The organism is Bacillus sp. NEB1478 (assembly GCF_031582965.1).
GTDB lineage: Bacteria > Bacillota > Bacilli > Bacillales > Fictibacillaceae > Fictibacillus.
Genome location: NZ_CP134049.1, coordinates 1,967,817 through 1,985,634 on the forward strand (window position 1 = coordinate 1,967,817; position 17,818 = coordinate 1,985,634).

Genomic DNA, 17,818 nt, shown 5'->3' on the forward strand with positions numbered 1-17,818 from the left:
TTGTTCCTTCCTTACATTTTTTGAGGAGTTTGAACACCTAACAATCGTAAACTTTCCTTTAAGACAATGAGAATACATGCACATAATCCCATTCTTTCTGCAGCCTCATTACTTCCCAAGACTTTGACACTTCCATAATAATGATTGAATTTATGTGCAAGCTTTAAAGCGTATTTAGAAATTACCGATGGCTCTCTTCGTTTAAACGCGGAATGAACAATGTCAGGAAAATCGTTCAGCGCCATTACTAACTCCCAGCTTTCATCCTCAATTGACACTTTATCTGGCAGATTTCCGTCAAAATTCCCTTTACTTAATAATGTTTGTATTCTTGCGGCTGAATATTGAATATATGGTCCTGTGTCACCTTCGAACTTCAGCATTTGATCGAGAGAAAATTCTACATCGTTTCCTTTCTCATTTTTCAAGTCATGGAAGATTACCGCTCCTACCCCGACTTGTCTTGCTACTTCTTCTACATCCGTCAAATCTGGGTTCTTTTCTTTAATGTTTTTTTCGGCAAGTTTAATGGCCTCTAAGAGTACATTTTCCAACAAGACGGTCTTTCCTTTTCTGGTACTCATCTTTTTTCCGTTTTGTAAAATTAGTCCGAATGGGATGTGCTCCATATCGTTTGACCAATTGTAATTCATTTTGGACAGCACTCGTTTTACCTGTTCAAAGTGCAAAGATTGTTCATGTCCCACAACATAAAATGCATGATCAAAATCATAGACATTCTTTCTATATATGGCTGCGGTTAAATCACGTGTCGCATAAAGTGTGGCACCGTCAGATTTCTTAATAAGACACGGAGGTAGTTCATCTCCTACTCTTACGACTTCTGCTCCTTCCGATACTTCCAACAGGCTGAGCTTTTTTAATTGATTAACTGTACTTTCCATTTTGTCGTTGTAAAAAGCTTCACCATTGTATGAATCAAAGTTCACATTTAATAATTGATATATTTGTTGAAATGCTTTTAGAGAAACTTCTCTAAACCAAACCCATAAATCTCTCGCATTTTCGTCGCCATCTTCCAATTTCTTAAACCATTTTCTGCCTTCATCATTTAAAGCAGGGTCTTTTTCTGCTTCTTCATGAAAGCGGACGTAAAGTGAAAGCAGTTCTGGAATAGGATTCTTTTTAACTGCATACTCGTCCCCCCACTTTAAATAGGCTGAAATTAATTTGCCGAATTGCGTACCCCAATCTCCAATATAGTTTATTTTTATTGTTTTATAGCCGCATTTTTCACTGATTGCAGCTATAGAAGAACCTATTACGGTCGAGCGGAGATGTCCCATAGAGAACGGTTTAGCAATGTTGGGTGAAGATAAATCCATGACTATCGTTTTTTCTTTTCCTAAAGTATGACTGCCGAATTTATCATCTTCTGTTAAAATTTTCGTTAACAACCCGTGAACGACTCTTTTTTTATTGAAAAAGATATTCACATAGCCCCCGATCGTTTCGACTTTGCTGAAAGTTTCTGGAAGCTCTCCAGCTGCTAATGTCTGAGCAATTTTATTTGGAGGACATTTGTGAATTTTAGCTATTTGAAAGCACGGAAAAGCCAAATCACCTTGTTGAATTTGTTTTGGTTTTTCGATTAATGCTTCAATTTCTTCTACATTAAATTCATCTTTTATATTTTGTTTTAGAAATATGGCAAACTGCTTTTTCTCGTTCATTTTTTCATCCTCCTAGTTTACATCCGGTAAATAAAAAAACGCCTCTTCTATTTACATAGAAGAGGCGGACTAATCCGCGGTACCACTCTCATTGCCCATTAAGGCCGCTTAAACTTTTAACGGGAGTCCCGGCTTTTCCTATGAATTCAGAAAAGCATTTCCAAAGTGCGTTTCAACTGCAGATTGTACCAGGCTTCCATCGTCCCCAGCTTGCTTAAACAAGCATGCAGTCTACTCTCTTTTTCATAAATGTTCATGTATATTTTTAACATATTATATGAGGTGCCCCTACAAAAGTCAACATATTCCAATTAATCAAAATCTAAGTAATTTCTCATTCTTTTTATGTAACGTTTTAAACGAAACATTGTTTCTGTACGCAAGTATTTCGATGTGAATGCAGATGATATGGCATTGACGGAGACAAATACTCCATGCTCTGTTACTTTTACGGGTATTATCCCTGTAAAAAGTGTTTCCCCGTTTTGTTTATGTATCAGTTCCACTGAGACCTGGACTGTTTTTTCATTTGGGAAATTTCCAGGCTGAACGGAATTTACTTCAAACAAAAATTGGACACTCATAATGGCTCCTTTGTATATATTTCATAATAGTATGATATAATGCATTAGCTTAAATTGTCAGGTTAAAACAATAAAGGAAGTATGAATATGTTCCAAACAAGTACGTTAAAAGAAAAATATAAACGATTTTTGTTCTTGGTCATACCGGTTTTAATTACTCAGCTCGGCCTGTATGCTATGAATTTTCTTGATACAGTAATGAGCGGTCATTCAGGTGCAAATCAACTTGCTGGTGTTGCCATTGGCTCAAGTCTCTGGGTACCGATCTTTACTGGGCTAAATGGTATTCTAATGGCGCTGACTCCGATTGTATCCCAGCTCGAAGGAGCCCGAAATAATAAGCATGTACCAATTGCTGTGACGCAAGCCGTATATTTAGCAGTTGTGATTTCAATTTGCGTTATCTTAGCTGGATTTTTCATTTTGGACCCAGTGCTGCAATTAATGTCACTGGAGCATGAAGTTGAACGAGTTGCTAAGGGTTATTTAATCGCCCTATCTTTTGGGATCTTACCGCTCTTTATATATGGAGCACTGCGGTCTTTCATTGATGCGCTGGGTCATACTAGAATTACAATGATCGTCACACTTATTGCTTTACCCGTTAACGCTTTCTTTAATTACTTATTCATCTTTGGTAAAGCAGGTTTTCCTGAACTTGGCGGTATTGGTGCAGGTGTTGCAACATCTATTTCTTATTGGATAACAGCGGTTATTACCATTTTACTCTTGTTTAAAGTGGAACCATTTAAGAAATATCAGATATTTAGAACTGTTTATAGACCTTCTTTAAAATCTTGGAAAGCACAGCTTAAAATAGGAGTGCCAATTGGGTTCTCTATTTTCTTTGAGGTTAGTATCTTTGCTGCCGTAACTTTATTGATGAGTGATTTTAATACTGTTACAATCGCTGCTCACCAGGCAGCATTAAATTTTGCCTCATTTTTATACATGATTCCTCTAAGTATTGCAATGGCATTAACAATCGCAGTCGGATTTGAGGTAGGTGGAGAGCGGTATAAAGACGCAGCTCAATATAGCACGATCGGAATCATTACTGCTCTTTCATTTGCAGTTCTCTTTTCTGCTCTGTTAATTATCTTTGATGAACAAGTAGCAGGGATTTATTCCAATCAAAAAGATGTTATACAATTAACCAAATCTTTTTTATGGTTTGCTGTATTTTTTCAGCTGGCAGATGCTATTGGTGCTCCGATACAAGGTGCACTAAGAGGATATAAGGATGTCAATGTAACCTTTTTTCTCTCGTTTATATCGTATTGGGTACTTGGATTGCCTGTCGGTTATTATTTAGCAAATTATACGTCACACGGTGCATATGGGTATTGGATCGGTCTTATTTCAGGATTATCTGCTGGAGCGATCATCTTATTTTTGCGTCTTAAATATATACAATCTCACGCCTTTTCTTCATCTAAACAAAAATAAACCAGCCGGTGGCTGGTTTATTTATTTTCAAAAAGCTTTTCGTATTCTTCATAGCCTTCTTCTTTTAATTTTTGTCTTGGAATAAAACGTAAAGCGGCAGAATTGATGCAATAGCGCAATCCGCCTTTTTCTCTTGGACCATCAGTAAATACATGCCCTAAGTGTGAATCAGCATCTTTACTCCTAACTTCTGTTCGTATCATGCCGTGAGAAAGATCTTCTTTTTCATCAACATTTGATGATCGAACGGGTTTTGTGAAGCTCGGCCATCCGCAGCTGCTGTCAAATTTATCAAGAGAGCTGAAAAGCGGTTCTCCTGAGACAATATCAACATAGATCCCTTCTTCTGTATGGTTCCAAAATTCGTTTTGAAAAGGAGGTTCAGTCGCATCATTTTGAGTGACATTAAATTGAATTGGGTTTAGTGTTTTTAATACTTCTTCTTTTTTCTTTTTATCTTCCCAATGTTCTTTAATAAAATGATCACGTCCTGACCCTGTTCTATAACGTTTATAATGGAACGGATTTTTTTTATGATAATCCTGATGGTATTCTTCAGCTGTGTAAAACGTTTTGGCAGGTATAATTAGTGTGGCGATAGGTTTAGAAAATCTGCCGCTTTCTTGAAGCTCTTGTTTAGATCGTTCTGCTGTTTCTTTCTGTTTTTCATCGTGATAAAAAATGGCTGTACGATAAGAGTCCCCTCTATCATAAAATTGTCCGCCCTCGTCGGTTGGATCAATTTGTTTCCAGAAGACCGACACTATTTTTTCGTATGAAATGACTGTTGGATCATAAGTAATCTGTACCGCCTCAAAATGACCAGTTGTTTCACTGCACACTTCGTTATAAGAAGGATTTTCCTTATGACCACCTGTATAGCCGGATTCAACTTTAATAATTCCTGGCCACTCTTCAAAAGGTGTAACCATACACCAAAAGCAGCCACCAGCAAAAGTAGCTATTTCATAATTATTCATGAAATCAAACTCCTCTTAAATATATTAATCTCATCATATAAGAATAAGATTAAAATGAACAGAAAAAGGAACTCACAATCAGTGAATTCCTGTATGCCTTTTTTCATCTTTAATAATAGGTCCGGTGTTTACTGGCTTTGCTAATATTGCGGGATTGTTATTTTTACTTTTTTTCCGTGTATTTTGTAAAAAGAAATAAAGTCCCAGCAGAACGATAAGTCCCCCAATGCATTGAGTAAATGACAATGTTTCATTTAGTAAAATAATCGCGAGGAGGCTAGCACCAACCGGCTCTCCTAAAATAGCCATTGAGATCGTAGCAGCTGTTACTCGTTTTAACAGCCAATTAAATAGAACGTGACCAAACACAGTCGGTACTATTGCAAGCAATATAAATATACCCCAATCGATTCGGGAGTACCCTGTCATTGGAATATGTAATGTCAGATTATATATAGTAAAAACAATCACAGCAGCTAAGAAGACAATAAAACTATATAATGTTGATGGTATTGATTTGAGGAGACTCTGACCAATCAGCATATGGATGGCTACAACAATCGTGCCTAAAACGGAAAGAATATCTCCTTTTATATTTGTAAAAGAGATCCCAATGTCACCCCAGCCAATTAAAATGGCTCCGATGATTGCCACCAACATGCTCATTAAAGCAGGTTTCGTTGTCTTCTCCTTAAATAATAAATACGCACCAACCATTACGAAAACAGGCTGCAAAGATAACAGTATAGTTGAACTGGCAACAGTTGTTAACTTTAATGAACCCATCCAGAACAGAAAGTGAAAAGCTAAAAATGTACCAGATAAAATTAACAGTCCGTACTCTTTTATCGTAATCTTTTTTAGCCAGTTACTTTGTTTCAACACAAATGGAATCATAAGGATTAAGGTGATCAGCAGACGGTACATAGCTTGTACAGAAACCGGAGCTGACGACCATTTCACAAAGATGGATGAAAATGAAATCGCGATAATACCAATTATAATTGGGATAAAAACAGGAACTTTGAGCGAATGATTTTTCAAGCAATGTCACCCTATTCTTTCTAAATAAAATTATGTTATTATATTACATTATTAGAAATGAAACATAGGAGGAATTATGAAAAAAAGATATATATTCACTATCCTTCTTTTATTGCTGATTGTCGGAACTGCTGGATGGTATTACTACCCACAGTATAAAATAAATCAGATAAAGAAAGAATCGATGGTTGTACAGAATGAAAAACAAGAAACGAAACAGGAAACTTATCTCGAGCATTTAAAACAAAGTCCTAAAAAAAGTTTTGTTCACATCGTTTTAGGTGATTCCGTTGCACAAGGCAGAGGATCTGATGAAGGTGGATTTCCTGTTAAAGTTAACAAAAGTTTAGAAAACCTTACGGGCAAGGAATTTGAACTTGAAAACTTAGGTGTTTCTGGCGCAACAAGTAAAGGTTTAGTGAATCAACTGAAGCAGCCGGCAGTTTTGGAAGCAGTTCGAAAAGCAGATATCATTTCAATTAATATTGGAGGAAATGATATTGTTCAAGTTGCCAAAACAGAAGGACCGCTTAAAGCAATCCAAGGTTATGATCGAGTTAAAGGTGAATATGAGAAAAATCTGCAGGATATTTTTATGGTTATCCGTTCACAAAATACTGATGCTATTCTAGTATTGAATGAGCTTTACAACGTTGTGAATGCTGAGAAAAACTATTATCCGGCAAGTGAAAAGTTATTAAATGATTGGAACCTTATCGCTTATGAAACCGCCCTATCCAACAAACCTGCCTTAGTAGTTCCTGTAAGCGAAGCACTTCCTACTAAAGATATGGAAAAATGGCTATATGATTCCATTCATCCTAACGAAGAAGGTTATGACCGTATAGCAGAAAAAACAATTACGGTGTTCAAAAATCATTCTTATAAAACGGAACAATAAATTTTTACGCCTTAATTAAATCATTTAGTTCGTGAACTTTCCCACTCCAATGTTTTATGTTCGATAAATAATAAAAAGTAGTCGCTTCTATATAATTTCCAAGTACTTCTTCAGGGTCATACAGAATAATGCATTTTTGTGCTCCAAGTGCAATTCCTAATTCTGTATGACAACCTTTACCTCCTGGGAGAATGACAATGACAACATCTGAATTCATAACTCCTTCATATTCTTTTGTACCTATACGGGCTAGATCTTCCAAAGTTATCGCTCTCCCGTTTTGTGTCCAGTCGTATGTAAGATTCCAACCTAATAATTTTTGGATTTCTGATGCCATGTCTTGTATACGTATCTTATTTTGAAAGCCTGAAGCTATATAAAAATTCATAATATTCCCTTTCCTTTATTGAAGATTTATGTATTGTAAAAATCATATTACATTCTTGTAATAAAGGATAGAATGACTTGCAACTTTTTGTGAAGATGTTAACATAAGAACTTATATTCATTTATTAAAAACGAACAAACAAAAAATTGGAAGAGGGGTTGCATGCTTAAATACAGAAATATTACTTTTATTGGTGCAGGATCTATGGCTGAATCAATGATATCAGGTTTGATCAATAAAGAAGGTATTGCACCTGAGCAGATTACTGCGGCAAATCATTCTAATATTCAAAGAAGAATTGAACTCATTGATAGATACGGAATCAATTCTCTTTCGTTTGATGAAGTAACAATAAGTAATACAGATGTGATTATTCTTGCGGTAAAACCAAAACAAGCAGAATTGGTATTAGAACAATTGAAACCAAATCTTCAGGATCACCATATTGTTCTTTCAGTATTAGCTGGAATCTCTACTGGATTTATGGAAGAAATTATCGGCAAAAAGCTGCCTGTTATCCGAGTAATGCCTAACACATCCAGTATGATTGGGGAATCGATTACAGGCATTAGTGCGGGTCAATATGTAAATAACGAACATTTGGATTTAGCTCAAGAATTATCTGAAGCGATTGGTAAAGTTAAAGTCATTTCTGAAAAACATATGGACCTATTTACAGGGATAGCGGGAAGCGGTCCAGCTTACTTTTACTATCTTCTTGAGCATATGGAAGAAGTTGCTGTAGAAAATGGTATGGATCGTGAAATAGCTCGTGATATTGCAGCTCAGACTTTGTACGGTGCAAGTAAGATGGTTATTGAAACAAGTAATTCTCCTGCAGATTTACGGAGAAAAGTAACATCACCAAATGGTACAACTGCAGCGGGACTTCTCGCACTAGAAGAAAATGGCGGTGGAAAAGCTATAGAAGCTGCTGTCGAGAACGCAGCAGAGCGCTCTAAAACATTGCGCGAAGAATTCGAAAAAGTACCAGTTAAATAAATAAAGAAGACGCACTGGCTAAAAAGTATAGTGCGTCTATTTTTATGGATTTTATTAAAGATTTTGTAATAAGATTTTGTTTATATAATACCACTGTACAACAGACCCTTTTAACAAGCTATTTTTCAAATTCAGAAAATCCTAATTCATATAAAACTACAGCAATTACTTGGTATCCATTTTTATTTGGATGAACTGTATCAAATGAAACAAGCTTCCTTTCTCTTCCTATAAACGCTTCATACAAATCAGCCACTTTAACACATGGGAATTTTTCTAAGCATTTTATATATTTATTAAAAAGAGTCACCCACTTAACAGCTTTTTTAACGTTAGGATATGGATTATATAAAGTACATATTCTAATGATAAATGGTTCCTTCGCCTTCCTTTTGATTTTTATAATATACTTAACCATTTTTTTGATATTTTTTTTGCATCTCTCTAATGCCTCATACAACGGATTTTCTTCAAACGTTAAGAAATATTTAACTCCTGCTTGGATTAAATCGTTTCCTCCCGCTGTTAAAAGTATGATTTTCGATTTTTGAATAGATCGTATTACTGTTTTATCTCTTATCGAATATAAAATTTCTTCTGATGTTAACCCGGTTAATGCAAAATTGTTAACAAGAATTTGTTTATTAAAAAGACCTTCAGTAAAGTTTACGTATCTTCCAACATATCCTTTTCCTAATATCGGTGCCCCTACTCCGACGGTTAAGGAATCACCAATTGCTGTTAAGAGCCAATCGTAATGCTTTTTTTTTCTTTTTGGCATTATTCCTTTCCCTCCGTTTCAGTCTCACATCTTTACTACTATAAATATGATGTAAGACAAAAATGGACAGGGCGTTTTCATCACTTCAGCATTAGGATTATGTCCCTTTTTAAAAAGTTGAATATACATATATTGAAACTATTTTGAGGTGATTTTTTTTGAAAGAGAAATTTGTAAGAATGTACCCATATGGAGGGTATGATCCGTTTTCCACTCCTTCAGCAAAGGCTTTTTCACAAAGTCCAGTAATACCTGACCGTCCCCCATACGCCCAAGCTTCTGCAGCAGTTCCGCCATCATTTTCGCAGCCATATACTCAAAACTACGGTCAAGGATTTATGCCTTATATGCCGCCAATGATGCCCCCAGGTGCCATGCCGTATCCTATGATGCCTGGTCCTGGTATGGGGATGCCGTTTATGCAGCCGCCAGGTAAACAAAATCAAATGATGATGGCTCCTAATAATCAACAGCAGGGTTCTGGTCTCACGTTCGGCAAAGCTATGGGTGGAGCAAATCAATTAATGGGTCTTGCTCAACAGATGGGAAGCATACTTTCCTTATTTAAATAGATGCCAGCTAATCAGGCATCTTTTTTTTTGCTTAAAATACGCTTTTAATAGATAAGCAGCCTCTGTTTTATGAAGACCCGCCCAATATGTGAGCCAAATAGTATGTTTCATTGTCTTCTCTAGACTGAATAAAGAAATATCTATCTTTTGATTTGCAAACCAATTCGAGGGAAAAAATGGTCCAGTATAGTTTTCCTTCCATACTTTCAATAATTCTGGACTGTATATTTGAGCATTCTTTGTTTTGAAAAATGAGAGTTTTTCTTTAACTATCTCATTCTGAAATGATTTATTTGAAAATACTTCTGGATCATAATCTTTTCTCGATCCAGTATGAGTTTGAATGCACGCAAACTTGAAAATACGATCATAAAACTTTTTTTGAAAAAGAAGAACATAAAGGTTTTTCCCTAACGAAATCCTCTTATTCAAGCGATCAAAGTCTTTCATTGTTTTTCCAGTAGAATTCTTAAGTGGAATGACGGGGAAAATAATCTGTGATAATTGCAGCCAATTTTGAAACCGGAATGGAAGACTCTTTTTTAAAAACTGGAATTCTTTTGACTGAATTAAATGTTGTTCAATATGACTTTGTTCATTAATGATCTGAGCAATTGGTAAAAGTGGACTGGCATCCCCTGCAAAGAACAACTCCCACACCCCTTCCATAAATAGAGATACATTAAAATGTTTACATAAATAAAAAAGGGATTGCTTCTTTTTTTTACTTTCTTCATATAAAAGCAACTGTGGAAAGGCATCTTGAAAAATCAAGCTGTTCCCCTTTTCAAGCATCAAATATAATTGTTCAGCAACGGAGTTTTTCATTAAGTGCGGAAGAAATTCCCCTTTCAAATCGCTCATAAAATAGCCAGCATTACGAGAAACCATATGGGCCAAAAACGACCAATGTATTTCAGGATGCTTCTTAAAAAAAGTGAGGTAAGCTGCCGTTCTCGTTATATTATTTTGATTATAATGCTTCGTTTCGCACTTTATTTGATGAATCAAAGTAGAATGATGTTTATGAAAATGAACAGCAGGAACAATCCTTGCAGCTCCAAGTTCAATCCACTTTTGTTTGAGTTTCTCGTACTGTGTTTCATCAATCCTCCATATTTTCGATTCTTTTTTAAATTTATTAAGAGATTGAACAAGAAAATGAACCGGAATAAGTGTTAATTTTGTGAGTATCCTTTTTGAGCTTCTCAAAAGTTAACACCACCTTTATATACGTACAATATATGTAACGATAACGTATACATACACAACAAAGCACCCGCTTCATACCACGGGTGCTTTATACATGCTATTTTGTTGCAACGCCGCCAGATAACAAAAATTTCATTGCTTCTTCTGGTTTTAAATCTAGAATTTTTAATTTCTCTTTTGGCACAAGAAATGTAAAGCCAGCAATTTGAAAGGTTTGCGGAATGTACACAGCAACATGCCCCTCTAATTCGTTTCCAAGACTGCTCAGTTCTTCCGTCGTAATAAATCCAATGCTTTTCATACCGATTTCAGGGTATTCTATAAGGACAACGGTAGAAAATGAGCGCTTTTCTCCAAAAAAAGAATGAATGGTATCTTTAATGACTGTGTATACGGTTTTTACAAAAGGTGTTTTTTCTAATATCCGATCAATGAGTCTGAATATCTTCCCAGAAACATATTGGGTGGACATCCATCCTAGAAATGTAATGAGTACGATTGTTGTAATTAAACCAATTCCAGGAATATAATCTTCTTTTAATACATCCTTCAATAAGTTCCCTAGAATGCTGTCTAAGAAAGTAAAGATTTTGTAGATAATATAAACAGCTAGAACGATTGGCAGGATTGTCAGTAAACCATTGATAAAATACTTAATTAATGTCTTCATGTTTTCCTCTTACTTATTTTAAGATTTTAATTTAGATGCACTATTCTCGATCTTAGTCTTAAAGTTTTTTTGCAGTTCAGATGTAACAGGGCCTATCTTATATGTTTGCTCCTGCTGTCCTTTTAATTTAACGACAGGGGTAACTTCCATTGTTGTACTCGTAATAAAAACCTCATCCGCTGCAATAAGATCAGCCACTGAAAAGGTTTGCTCTATGAAAGGGATTTGAAGCTGGTTAGCAATTTGTAAAACGATTTGTCTGGTTATCCCATTCAAAATTAAATTAGTGGCAGGGTGTGTTTGTAAAGTTCCGTTTTTTACGATAAAGACATTTGATGACGATCCTTCAGTAACAACGCCATCTCTATGCTGAATCGCTTCCTGGCAGTCAAAATCAGCTGCTTTTCTTTTAGCCATTACATTTCCCAATAGATTTAAGCTTTTAATGTCACAGCGCAGCCAGCGTATGTCTTCTGTTAGATACGTTTCAATTCCGTTAGTCTGTGATTGATTGATTGACTCTAAAGTTACCGATTTCGCATAACCTGTTACAATACTCTGCATATTTCGTTCATACAAATGATTCCGAGGAGCAACCCCTCTTGTCATTTGAATATAAACCATTCCGTTCTGTACATCATTTTTCTCAATTAACTCTTCAGTCAGGTGTTTAAATGTTGGAATATCGTAAGGTAAAGCAAGTTCTAATTTATTTGCACTTTGAACGAAACGATCAAAATGTTCATCGAAAGCAAATGGTTTTCTGTCATATACAAAAACGACTTCATAAATGCCATCTCCGAATAAATAGCCTCTATCTTCTGGATCTACAGGAATCGAACCACCTTTTATGATTTGGTCATGATATAGAACATATGAATTTTCCATTGTTTTACCACCTCATCAATATAATATGTATACAATTGAGCTTTCATCTACTGTAAATGAAAAAGTGACTCCATTCAAGAGTCACTTTCATTTGATTTTCATTATTGTGGTGTTCTACGGCATTATTCTTCAATGAAAAGATGACTCGATATAAGTCATTTAATCTAAGCTGTTGCTCTTTTCATCTGTTCCCTGTTTTTATCTAACTCAGGTACAGTAGATTTAAATAAAAAGAAACCAGTAACTGCACAAATGGTAAAAAGAGCAGTCATTCCAAGTGGTGATATATAATGGCCGAGTGTAATGCTCAATGCCGCGATGACCATTGCTCCATTAAAGATCATACCGCTTACTGCCATATAGGCACTTCGAGAATCTTCAGGCGGAATTTCTGCCATATAAGCCTGTTTAACAGGTACATACATTAACTCCCCAATGGTCGCGATTATCATCACAGATAGGAGCAACCAAACGGAGTTACTGTATGAAATAACAAGATATCCAATGGAATAAGTAATTAACCCTATATATAAAACATTCTTATCTTTAAAACGGTTGATTATTCTACTGATGAATACAGCTAACAAAACAACAAGAACGGTATTTTCAGTTCGTAGGATACCTAACATTTGTACTCCATCTATATGAAATTGTAATAGATCTTGTGTTGGCATGTCTTTGCTGAGTTTAACAGATATGTAGTTTGTTAAATGAAACTCTAACGATAGAATAAGTAAATAACCAAATGTAAATTTAATGAAGACTGAATCCTTAAAGACTTGTTTGTAATTTGAAAACATTTCTTTAACAACATTAGGTTTAATTTTATATTCTATTTGAACTGGAATGTAAGTTTCTTTAATAAAAAAGACAACGAGAACTGCAGACAATAGTGAGGTAGCAGTTAATCCTAAAAGTAGTTCAAAAAGATAGTTTTTAAACAAAAAGCCTCCTAACAATCCTCCGATTGCAATAGACAGATTACTAGTCCAATAAGTAATACCATACATAAACTTTCGGTTTTCCGGAGTACTAACATCGATTAACATCGCTTGAGATGCAGGTCCTGCCAAGCCCCAGCAAATGCTGTTAACCATCATCATCCCGATTGTGATGTAGGCTGCAAACGTATCTGATGTTACTAACGGGCTATTTGCTAATGCCATAACAAGTATCCCACCGAACCGAAGAGACTCTGCATAGGCCATTATTTTCTTTCGACCCATCAAATCTGCATAGTATCCTCCATAAAATCCGACTATAAATCCTACAAAAATATTAACGATAAGAAGTATTCCAGTTAATGTTTCTCCTACTCTGTCGGCTAAGTAAATAGCCATAAACGGATAAATCATCCCGCCAATCGAACCAGAAATCAATGATTCGATAATTCTGATTTTGATATTGGAATGAAAGTCTCTAAAACGCATGATCAGCACTCACCTTTACGAAAGCATAGATAACTTTCTAACTATATGAAAAAAAGTAATATAATGTCAATCTATTCGTTTTAAAAAAACCGCACATTTCAGCGGTTTTAAAAATTATTGTTTTACAGTCTTAACGACCTTATTATTTTTTACAGTTACGATATAGTAAGTCTTATCCATACTAATTAAAAAGTCATCATCATATTGATCTTTTAATTCTTCTTCTAATTTAAACGATTTTTTAAAGTGCTCGTCAATGGCATTTATTTTTTCTTTCCGTGTATTCTCACGACTGATCGTGTTAAAGACAAAATACACTAAAAATATGGTTCCAAGAATTATGATTGTTTTTGCTGTTTTGCTCAAATTTATTGTCCCCTCTCCCTTTTCTCCAAAATTCAGTATAACCTAATTGACTCAAAACAAAAACACCTGGATTTACCAGGTGCCGAAATTATTTCCACCATTTATCGTGCAAAGAAGCTGGAAGATGACGCTTATGTTTTGTTATTAGAAACCGTTTTTCAATTTTCTCTTTTGATTCTTGAGATATTTCTTTACCTTCCAAATAGTCATCTATTTCTTCGTAAGTTACTCCTAATGCTGTTTCGTCCGGGATTAATGGTTTATCATCTTCTAAATCAGCAGTCGGGACTTTTAAGTATATCTTTTCTTCTGCACCAAGCTCTTTTAATAACGCTCTTCCTTGGCGTTTGTTAAGACCGGTTAATGGCACAACATCGCATGCACCATCACCATGTTTAGTGAAAAAACCGGTTATTGCTTCTGCAGCGTGGTCTGTCCCGATAACAAGGGATTGATAAGCTCCTGCAATATCATATTGTACTTTCATACGTTCACGTGCTTTATTATTGCCTTTTAAAAAATGTGAAAGCTCTTTACCAGTCGCATCTGAAAAGTTTTGAATAGAAGCGTCAACAGCCGACTTAATGTTTACTGAAAGTGATACATCAGGTTTAATAAAAGATAAAGCTCTCTGAGCATCATCCTCATCTTGCTGAATTCCATACGGAAGTCTGACAGCTATAAATCTATATTCTTGTCCTGACTCTTCACGAAGCTGTTCCATTGCCATCTGTGCTAGCTTCCCTGCTAGACTGGAATCCTGACCACCGCTTATTCCCAGAACATATCCTTTTGCACCCGATGTTTTCACATAATCTTTTAGAAATTTTATTCTTTGATTAATTTCCTCTTTAGCATCTATTTCAGGTCTTACAAGAAGTTCTTTAATGATTTCTTTTTGAAGTTCCATGAATATCGCCACCTTAAATTGTGTTCTATTATTCCATATTCCACAGAAATTTCTTTTTAATCAAGATTGTAATCTTTCTCTACCTGTTCGAGACAATGCAGTGACCGTTTAGACCAATCATTATTGTTTTCGGTTAATTCAATTTTGTACTTATTCAATGCATCATTTAAAGATTTTTTATATTCTGGGATTGACTCTTCTTTATATTCTACAATAGTATGTACTGGCATCCAAGCACGCTCCCCATAACTCAATGCTCTTCTTTCTTGAAAAAATGGAACATTAGCTTGTTTAGGGTTATGCAAATCACCTTGCCATGGATGTTTTATAACAGCGAGAACTTCAATCAGGACCATATTGTTTCTCTCGTCTTCTGCTCTGCCTATATATTGCCCTGTTTTATAACTAGCTACAACGATATTTTTACTCATTTTTTTCCTCCAAAGCATGGATCTCTTGTGAAACGACAAAAGCAAGATCTTCGTTTCCAAATAAGGACAATACTTGAAGCAAGGTTTCATGAGGGATATATTCTGCTTCATCTTTAGATACTGTTTGTTCAAGCATATGCATGACATATTCATTTTTAGCTTGGTTTGGATAAGCTTTTAAATATACAGCTTTAGGATCTAAATCATTATTTATGCACCATTGCGCGTAAATGATTATCATCATTCCTTCATCTTTTTGGTAATTATTGATCACTTTTTCTGAGATTTCATCTGCACGGTTCATTGTTAATCCCTCATTTTTATATTGGGTTGTTTTATGGTTCTCTGTCATAAAGCCAAATTAAAAACCACAATCTTATAAAGAATATAGCCGAAAGTAAAAGATTGATACATTTCGCTAATAAAGCGAAAATCAACCACTTCCAAGAGCAATTAAGATTGAAAGAAAACAGTCTTAGAAAAGAGTTTGATAATTAAAGTCTATATTAATTTAGTGAAAAAGAAAAAGCCAGTAATTTACTGGCTTTAATAACTAAGCGTTCTGTATCTCTTTTTTCTCTTCTTCATAGCGATTACGTGGATGTTCGAGACATTCTTTAGAACAAGAACGTTTATGCTTTACTTCACAATCCGTACAGCAAACATGTTGTTTGTTGCATTCTGGATTCGCACAGTTAACGTATCGATCTTCTGTTTTACCGCAATAGTAACAAGACGAAATGACGGTATCTTCTTCTGTTTGATTGACTGGAACAGAAATTCTTTCATCAAAAACGTAACATTTCCCATCCCATAAACGGCCTTTCACTTCTGGGTCTTTTCCATAAGTAACGATTCCGCCTTCAAGCTGAGAAACATCTTTAAAACCTTCTTGCATAAGGAACCCAGAAAATTTTTCACATCTGATCCCACCAGTACAATAGGTTAATACTTTTTTATCTTTAAATTCACTTAAATTTTTACGAACCCATTCTGGGAAATCCCGCGATGCTTTTACATCTGGTTTGATGGCTCCACGGAAGTGGCCGATCTCATATTCGTAATCGTTCCGGCCGTCAATAACGATAACATCTTCATCTTGAAGTGCTTCGTAGAACTCCTTTGGCGACAGTCGTTTACCTGAAAGCTGATTCGGATTTACATCTTCCTCAAAACGCCATGTAACAAGTTCATTTTTATGCCGTACGAACATTTTTTTAAAGGTATGTTCTTCGACTTCATCTATTTTAAAAACGATATCTGCAAAACGCGGATCCGATTTAAGATGATCCATATATATTTCTGTTTGTTCGTATGTTCCTGAAACTGTTCCGTTAATTCCTTCAGGAGCTACAATAATTCTCCCTAAAAGACCTAGATCCTTACAAAACTTTAAATGTTCATTCGTAAAGTTTTCTGGATCATCAATCGGTACATACTTATAATACAAAAGTACTCTCATTTTCTCTGACATGATTAATCACCAACCTGCAACGTTAGTTATTTTATGACGCCAAATAAAAAACCACCGGTTCCAATTACCTAAACCCCGTGATCCCCGTGGTGAGTACCGGATTAACCGATAATCAATTATAAAATTGGAAGTGGCGCGCCCACCAGGATTCGAACCCAGAATACGAGAGCCGAAATCTCGTGTGATATCCATTTCACTATAGGCGCTTATTACGTCACGAATAATATCATAAACAATAATTCGTAATTTTACAAGTACTTTTTACAGCATTTTAATAAACGATCCTTAATTTACCAAATTAAGGGGTATGAGAGTTTTTTCTATACTTTCATATATCGTGATTAATGGCTCTTCAGGATGCCATTTAAATACCCCTTTTTCTCCGTTCAATATAGCTGGAATATGAAGTGTTGAAGTATAAGGGTCTTCAAACCAAACTCCATGAGATAATATATTGGCAATGAATATTTCTGCTTCTAGTTCCATATATTGAATTCTTTGTTCCCATTCAATTTTTTCTTGCGGGTTCAAATCGGTTTCGAGTTGTTGAAACGATTGATGCCATAAGTCAAACTCTCTTTGCAAGTTATGCAATGAATCCAATTCTTTAACAATAATAGGCAATAATTGATTTGCTTCTTCTAATGTATAACGCTTCATAACATGAGCTCCTTCACATTCTTGACAGTATTATAACAAATGAAGGATAAATTGCCCATAAAGAAAACTTGGCGGACACAATTTTTTTAAGCTTGTAATAGCCGCACTTATCATTTAAACCTAAAGGGCAGCAACCAGTTAAATGAAATGGATATTTTCGTAACCATTGTTTCTCTTTAAAATGGTTTATTTCCGTTTCAGAATATTCACTTTCCCAGGGGTGTGCGGTGTGCCTCTGTAGTAGATGGATGAAGATCCAAATTCGAGGAAGCATGAGTGCTTTCAATGATGTCTCTTTACGAAAATGACCTAATAGCAACAATCTTTTGGAAAATTGCTTTTAAATAAAGAGTAAAAATTGACAAAGGAAAACCTTTTGGTT

Annotated in this window: 20 protein-coding genes, 1 tRNA gene and 1 other annotated feature; of the genes, 4 read left to right on the plus strand and 17 right to left on the minus strand. The window is 35.3% G+C overall.

Features of this window, described 5'->3' with window-relative positions; translation table 11 throughout:
- Positions 1-11: 11 nt before the first annotated feature.
- Complete coding sequence (gene argS / locus RGB74_RS09650; protein WP_310759107.1) at positions 12-1,694, minus strand: arginine--tRNA ligase; 1,683 nt, start codon at positions 1,692-1,694, stop codon at positions 12-14.
- 57 nt (positions 1,695-1,751) lie between these two features.
- Positions 1,752-1,950, minus strand: a binding site (T-box leader).
- 55 nt (positions 1,951-2,005) lie between these two features.
- Positions 2,006-2,278, minus strand: a complete 273-nt coding sequence (locus tag RGB74_RS09655) for a Rho GTPase-activating protein (RefSeq protein ID WP_310759108.1) — start codon at positions 2,276-2,278, stop codon at positions 2,006-2,008.
- 87 nt (positions 2,279-2,365) lie between these two features.
- Between RGB74_RS09655 and RGB74_RS09660 the strand changes: the two genes are divergently transcribed.
- Positions 2,366-3,727: an MATE family efflux transporter gene (locus tag RGB74_RS09660; protein ID WP_310759109.1), complete on the plus strand. Its 1,362-nt coding sequence runs from the start codon at positions 2,366-2,368 to the stop codon at positions 3,725-3,727.
- Positions 3,728-3,744: 17 nt separating this feature from the next.
- Here RGB74_RS09660 and msrA read toward each other — a convergent pair whose 3' ends face one another.
- Together msrA and RGB74_RS09670 are read right to left on the minus strand one after the other, a co-directional pair.
- Positions 3,745-4,707 carry a peptide-methionine (S)-S-oxide reductase MsrA gene (gene msrA / locus RGB74_RS09665; protein WP_310759110.1) on the minus strand — a complete coding sequence of 321 codons (963 nt, stop codon included), beginning with the start codon at positions 4,705-4,707 and terminating at the stop codon, positions 3,745-3,747.
- Between the two features lie 78 nt (positions 4,708-4,785).
- A complete protein-coding gene (locus RGB74_RS09670) occupies positions 4,786-5,751 on the minus strand; it encodes a DMT family transporter (RefSeq protein WP_310759111.1) in 966 nt (321 codons plus the stop codon).
- 76 nt (positions 5,752-5,827) lie between these two features.
- Between RGB74_RS09670 and RGB74_RS09675 the strand changes: the two genes are divergently transcribed.
- Positions 5,828-6,652, plus strand: a complete 825-nt coding sequence (locus RGB74_RS09675) for a GDSL-type esterase/lipase family protein (RefSeq protein WP_310759112.1) — start codon at positions 5,828-5,830, stop codon at positions 6,650-6,652.
- A 4-nt stretch (positions 6,653-6,656) separates the two neighbouring features.
- Here the strand turns inward: RGB74_RS09675 and RGB74_RS09680 are convergent, their stop codons facing one another.
- Positions 6,657-7,040, minus strand: coding sequence for a group-specific protein (locus tag RGB74_RS09680; protein ID WP_310759113.1), 384 nt, complete (start codon positions 7,038-7,040; stop codon positions 6,657-6,659).
- A gap of 162 nt (positions 7,041-7,202) precedes the next feature.
- Here RGB74_RS09680 and proC point away from each other — a divergent pair, with 162 nt between their 5' ends.
- A complete protein-coding gene (gene proC, locus RGB74_RS09685; protein ID WP_310759114.1) occupies positions 7,203-8,042 on the plus strand; it encodes a pyrroline-5-carboxylate reductase in 840 nt (279 codons plus the stop codon).
- 118 nt (positions 8,043-8,160) lie between these two features.
- On the opposite strand, the gene RGB74_RS09690 is transcribed toward proC, so the two are convergent.
- The gene (locus RGB74_RS09690; RefSeq protein WP_310759115.1) at positions 8,161-8,823 is read right to left on the minus strand and encodes a GDSL-type esterase/lipase family protein; all 663 of its coding nucleotides are present in this window, start codon (positions 8,821-8,823) and stop codon (positions 8,161-8,163) included.
- Positions 8,824-8,981: 158 nt separating this feature from the next.
- On the opposite strand from RGB74_RS09690, the gene RGB74_RS09695 reads away from it, so the two are divergent.
- Positions 8,982-9,395, plus strand: coding sequence for a hypothetical protein (locus tag RGB74_RS09695; RefSeq protein WP_310759116.1), 414 nt, complete (start codon positions 8,982-8,984; stop codon positions 9,393-9,395).
- Here RGB74_RS09695 and RGB74_RS09700 read toward each other — a convergent pair.
- From RGB74_RS09700 to RGB74_RS09750, 11 genes are all read right to left on the minus strand, one after another.
- Positions 9,384-10,607 carry a DUF2515 family protein gene (locus RGB74_RS09700; protein WP_310759117.1) on the minus strand — a complete coding sequence of 408 codons (1,224 nt, stop codon included), beginning with the start codon at positions 10,605-10,607 and terminating at the stop codon, positions 9,384-9,386. The genes RGB74_RS09695 and RGB74_RS09700 overlap by 12 nt on opposite strands.
- Before the next feature lie 97 nt (positions 10,608-10,704).
- On the minus strand, positions 10,705-11,277 hold the full coding sequence (locus RGB74_RS09705; protein ID WP_310759118.1) for a DUF502 domain-containing protein: 573 nt from the start codon (positions 11,275-11,277) through the stop codon (positions 10,705-10,707).
- Positions 11,278-11,295: 18 nt separating this feature from the next.
- Positions 11,296-12,165 (minus strand): D-amino-acid transaminase, encoded by an 870-nt coding sequence (gene dat / locus RGB74_RS09710; RefSeq protein ID WP_310759119.1) that lies wholly within the window; start codon positions 12,163-12,165, stop codon positions 11,296-11,298.
- A gap of 164 nt (positions 12,166-12,329) precedes the next feature.
- Positions 12,330-13,595, minus strand: coding sequence for an MDR family MFS transporter (locus tag RGB74_RS09715; protein ID WP_310759120.1), 1,266 nt, complete (start codon positions 13,593-13,595; stop codon positions 12,330-12,332).
- A gap of 114 nt (positions 13,596-13,709) precedes the next feature.
- Positions 13,710-13,961 carry a hypothetical protein gene (locus RGB74_RS09720; protein WP_310759121.1) on the minus strand — a complete coding sequence of 84 codons (252 nt, stop codon included), beginning with the start codon at positions 13,959-13,961 and terminating at the stop codon, positions 13,710-13,712.
- Positions 13,962-14,049: 88 nt separating this feature from the next.
- On the minus strand, positions 14,050-14,871 hold the full coding sequence (gene nadE / locus RGB74_RS09725) for an NAD(+) synthase (RefSeq protein ID WP_310759122.1): 822 nt from the start codon (positions 14,869-14,871) through the stop codon (positions 14,050-14,052).
- Positions 14,872-14,927: 56 nt separating this feature from the next.
- Positions 14,928-15,302, minus strand: coding sequence for a kinase-associated lipoprotein KapB (gene kapB, locus RGB74_RS09730; protein ID WP_310759123.1), 375 nt, complete (start codon positions 15,300-15,302; stop codon positions 14,928-14,930).
- Positions 15,295-15,606, minus strand: a complete 312-nt coding sequence (locus RGB74_RS09735) for a hypothetical protein (protein ID WP_310759124.1) — start codon at positions 15,604-15,606, stop codon at positions 15,295-15,297. The genes kapB and RGB74_RS09735 overlap by 8 nt, the downstream gene beginning before the upstream one ends.
- Before the next feature lie 249 nt (positions 15,607-15,855).
- Entirely contained in the window at positions 15,856-16,776 is a 921-nt protein-coding gene (locus RGB74_RS09740) for an oxygen-dependent tRNA uridine(34) hydroxylase TrhO (RefSeq protein WP_310759125.1), read from the minus strand.
- Positions 16,777-16,907: 131 nt separating this feature from the next.
- Positions 16,908-16,982: transfer RNA gene (locus RGB74_RS09745), tRNA-Arg, on the minus strand.
- Positions 16,983-17,061: 79 nt separating this feature from the next.
- A complete protein-coding gene (locus RGB74_RS09750) occupies positions 17,062-17,436 on the minus strand; it encodes a DUF2203 domain-containing protein (protein ID WP_310759126.1) in 375 nt (124 codons plus the stop codon).
- Positions 17,437-17,818: the final 382 nt, after the last annotated feature.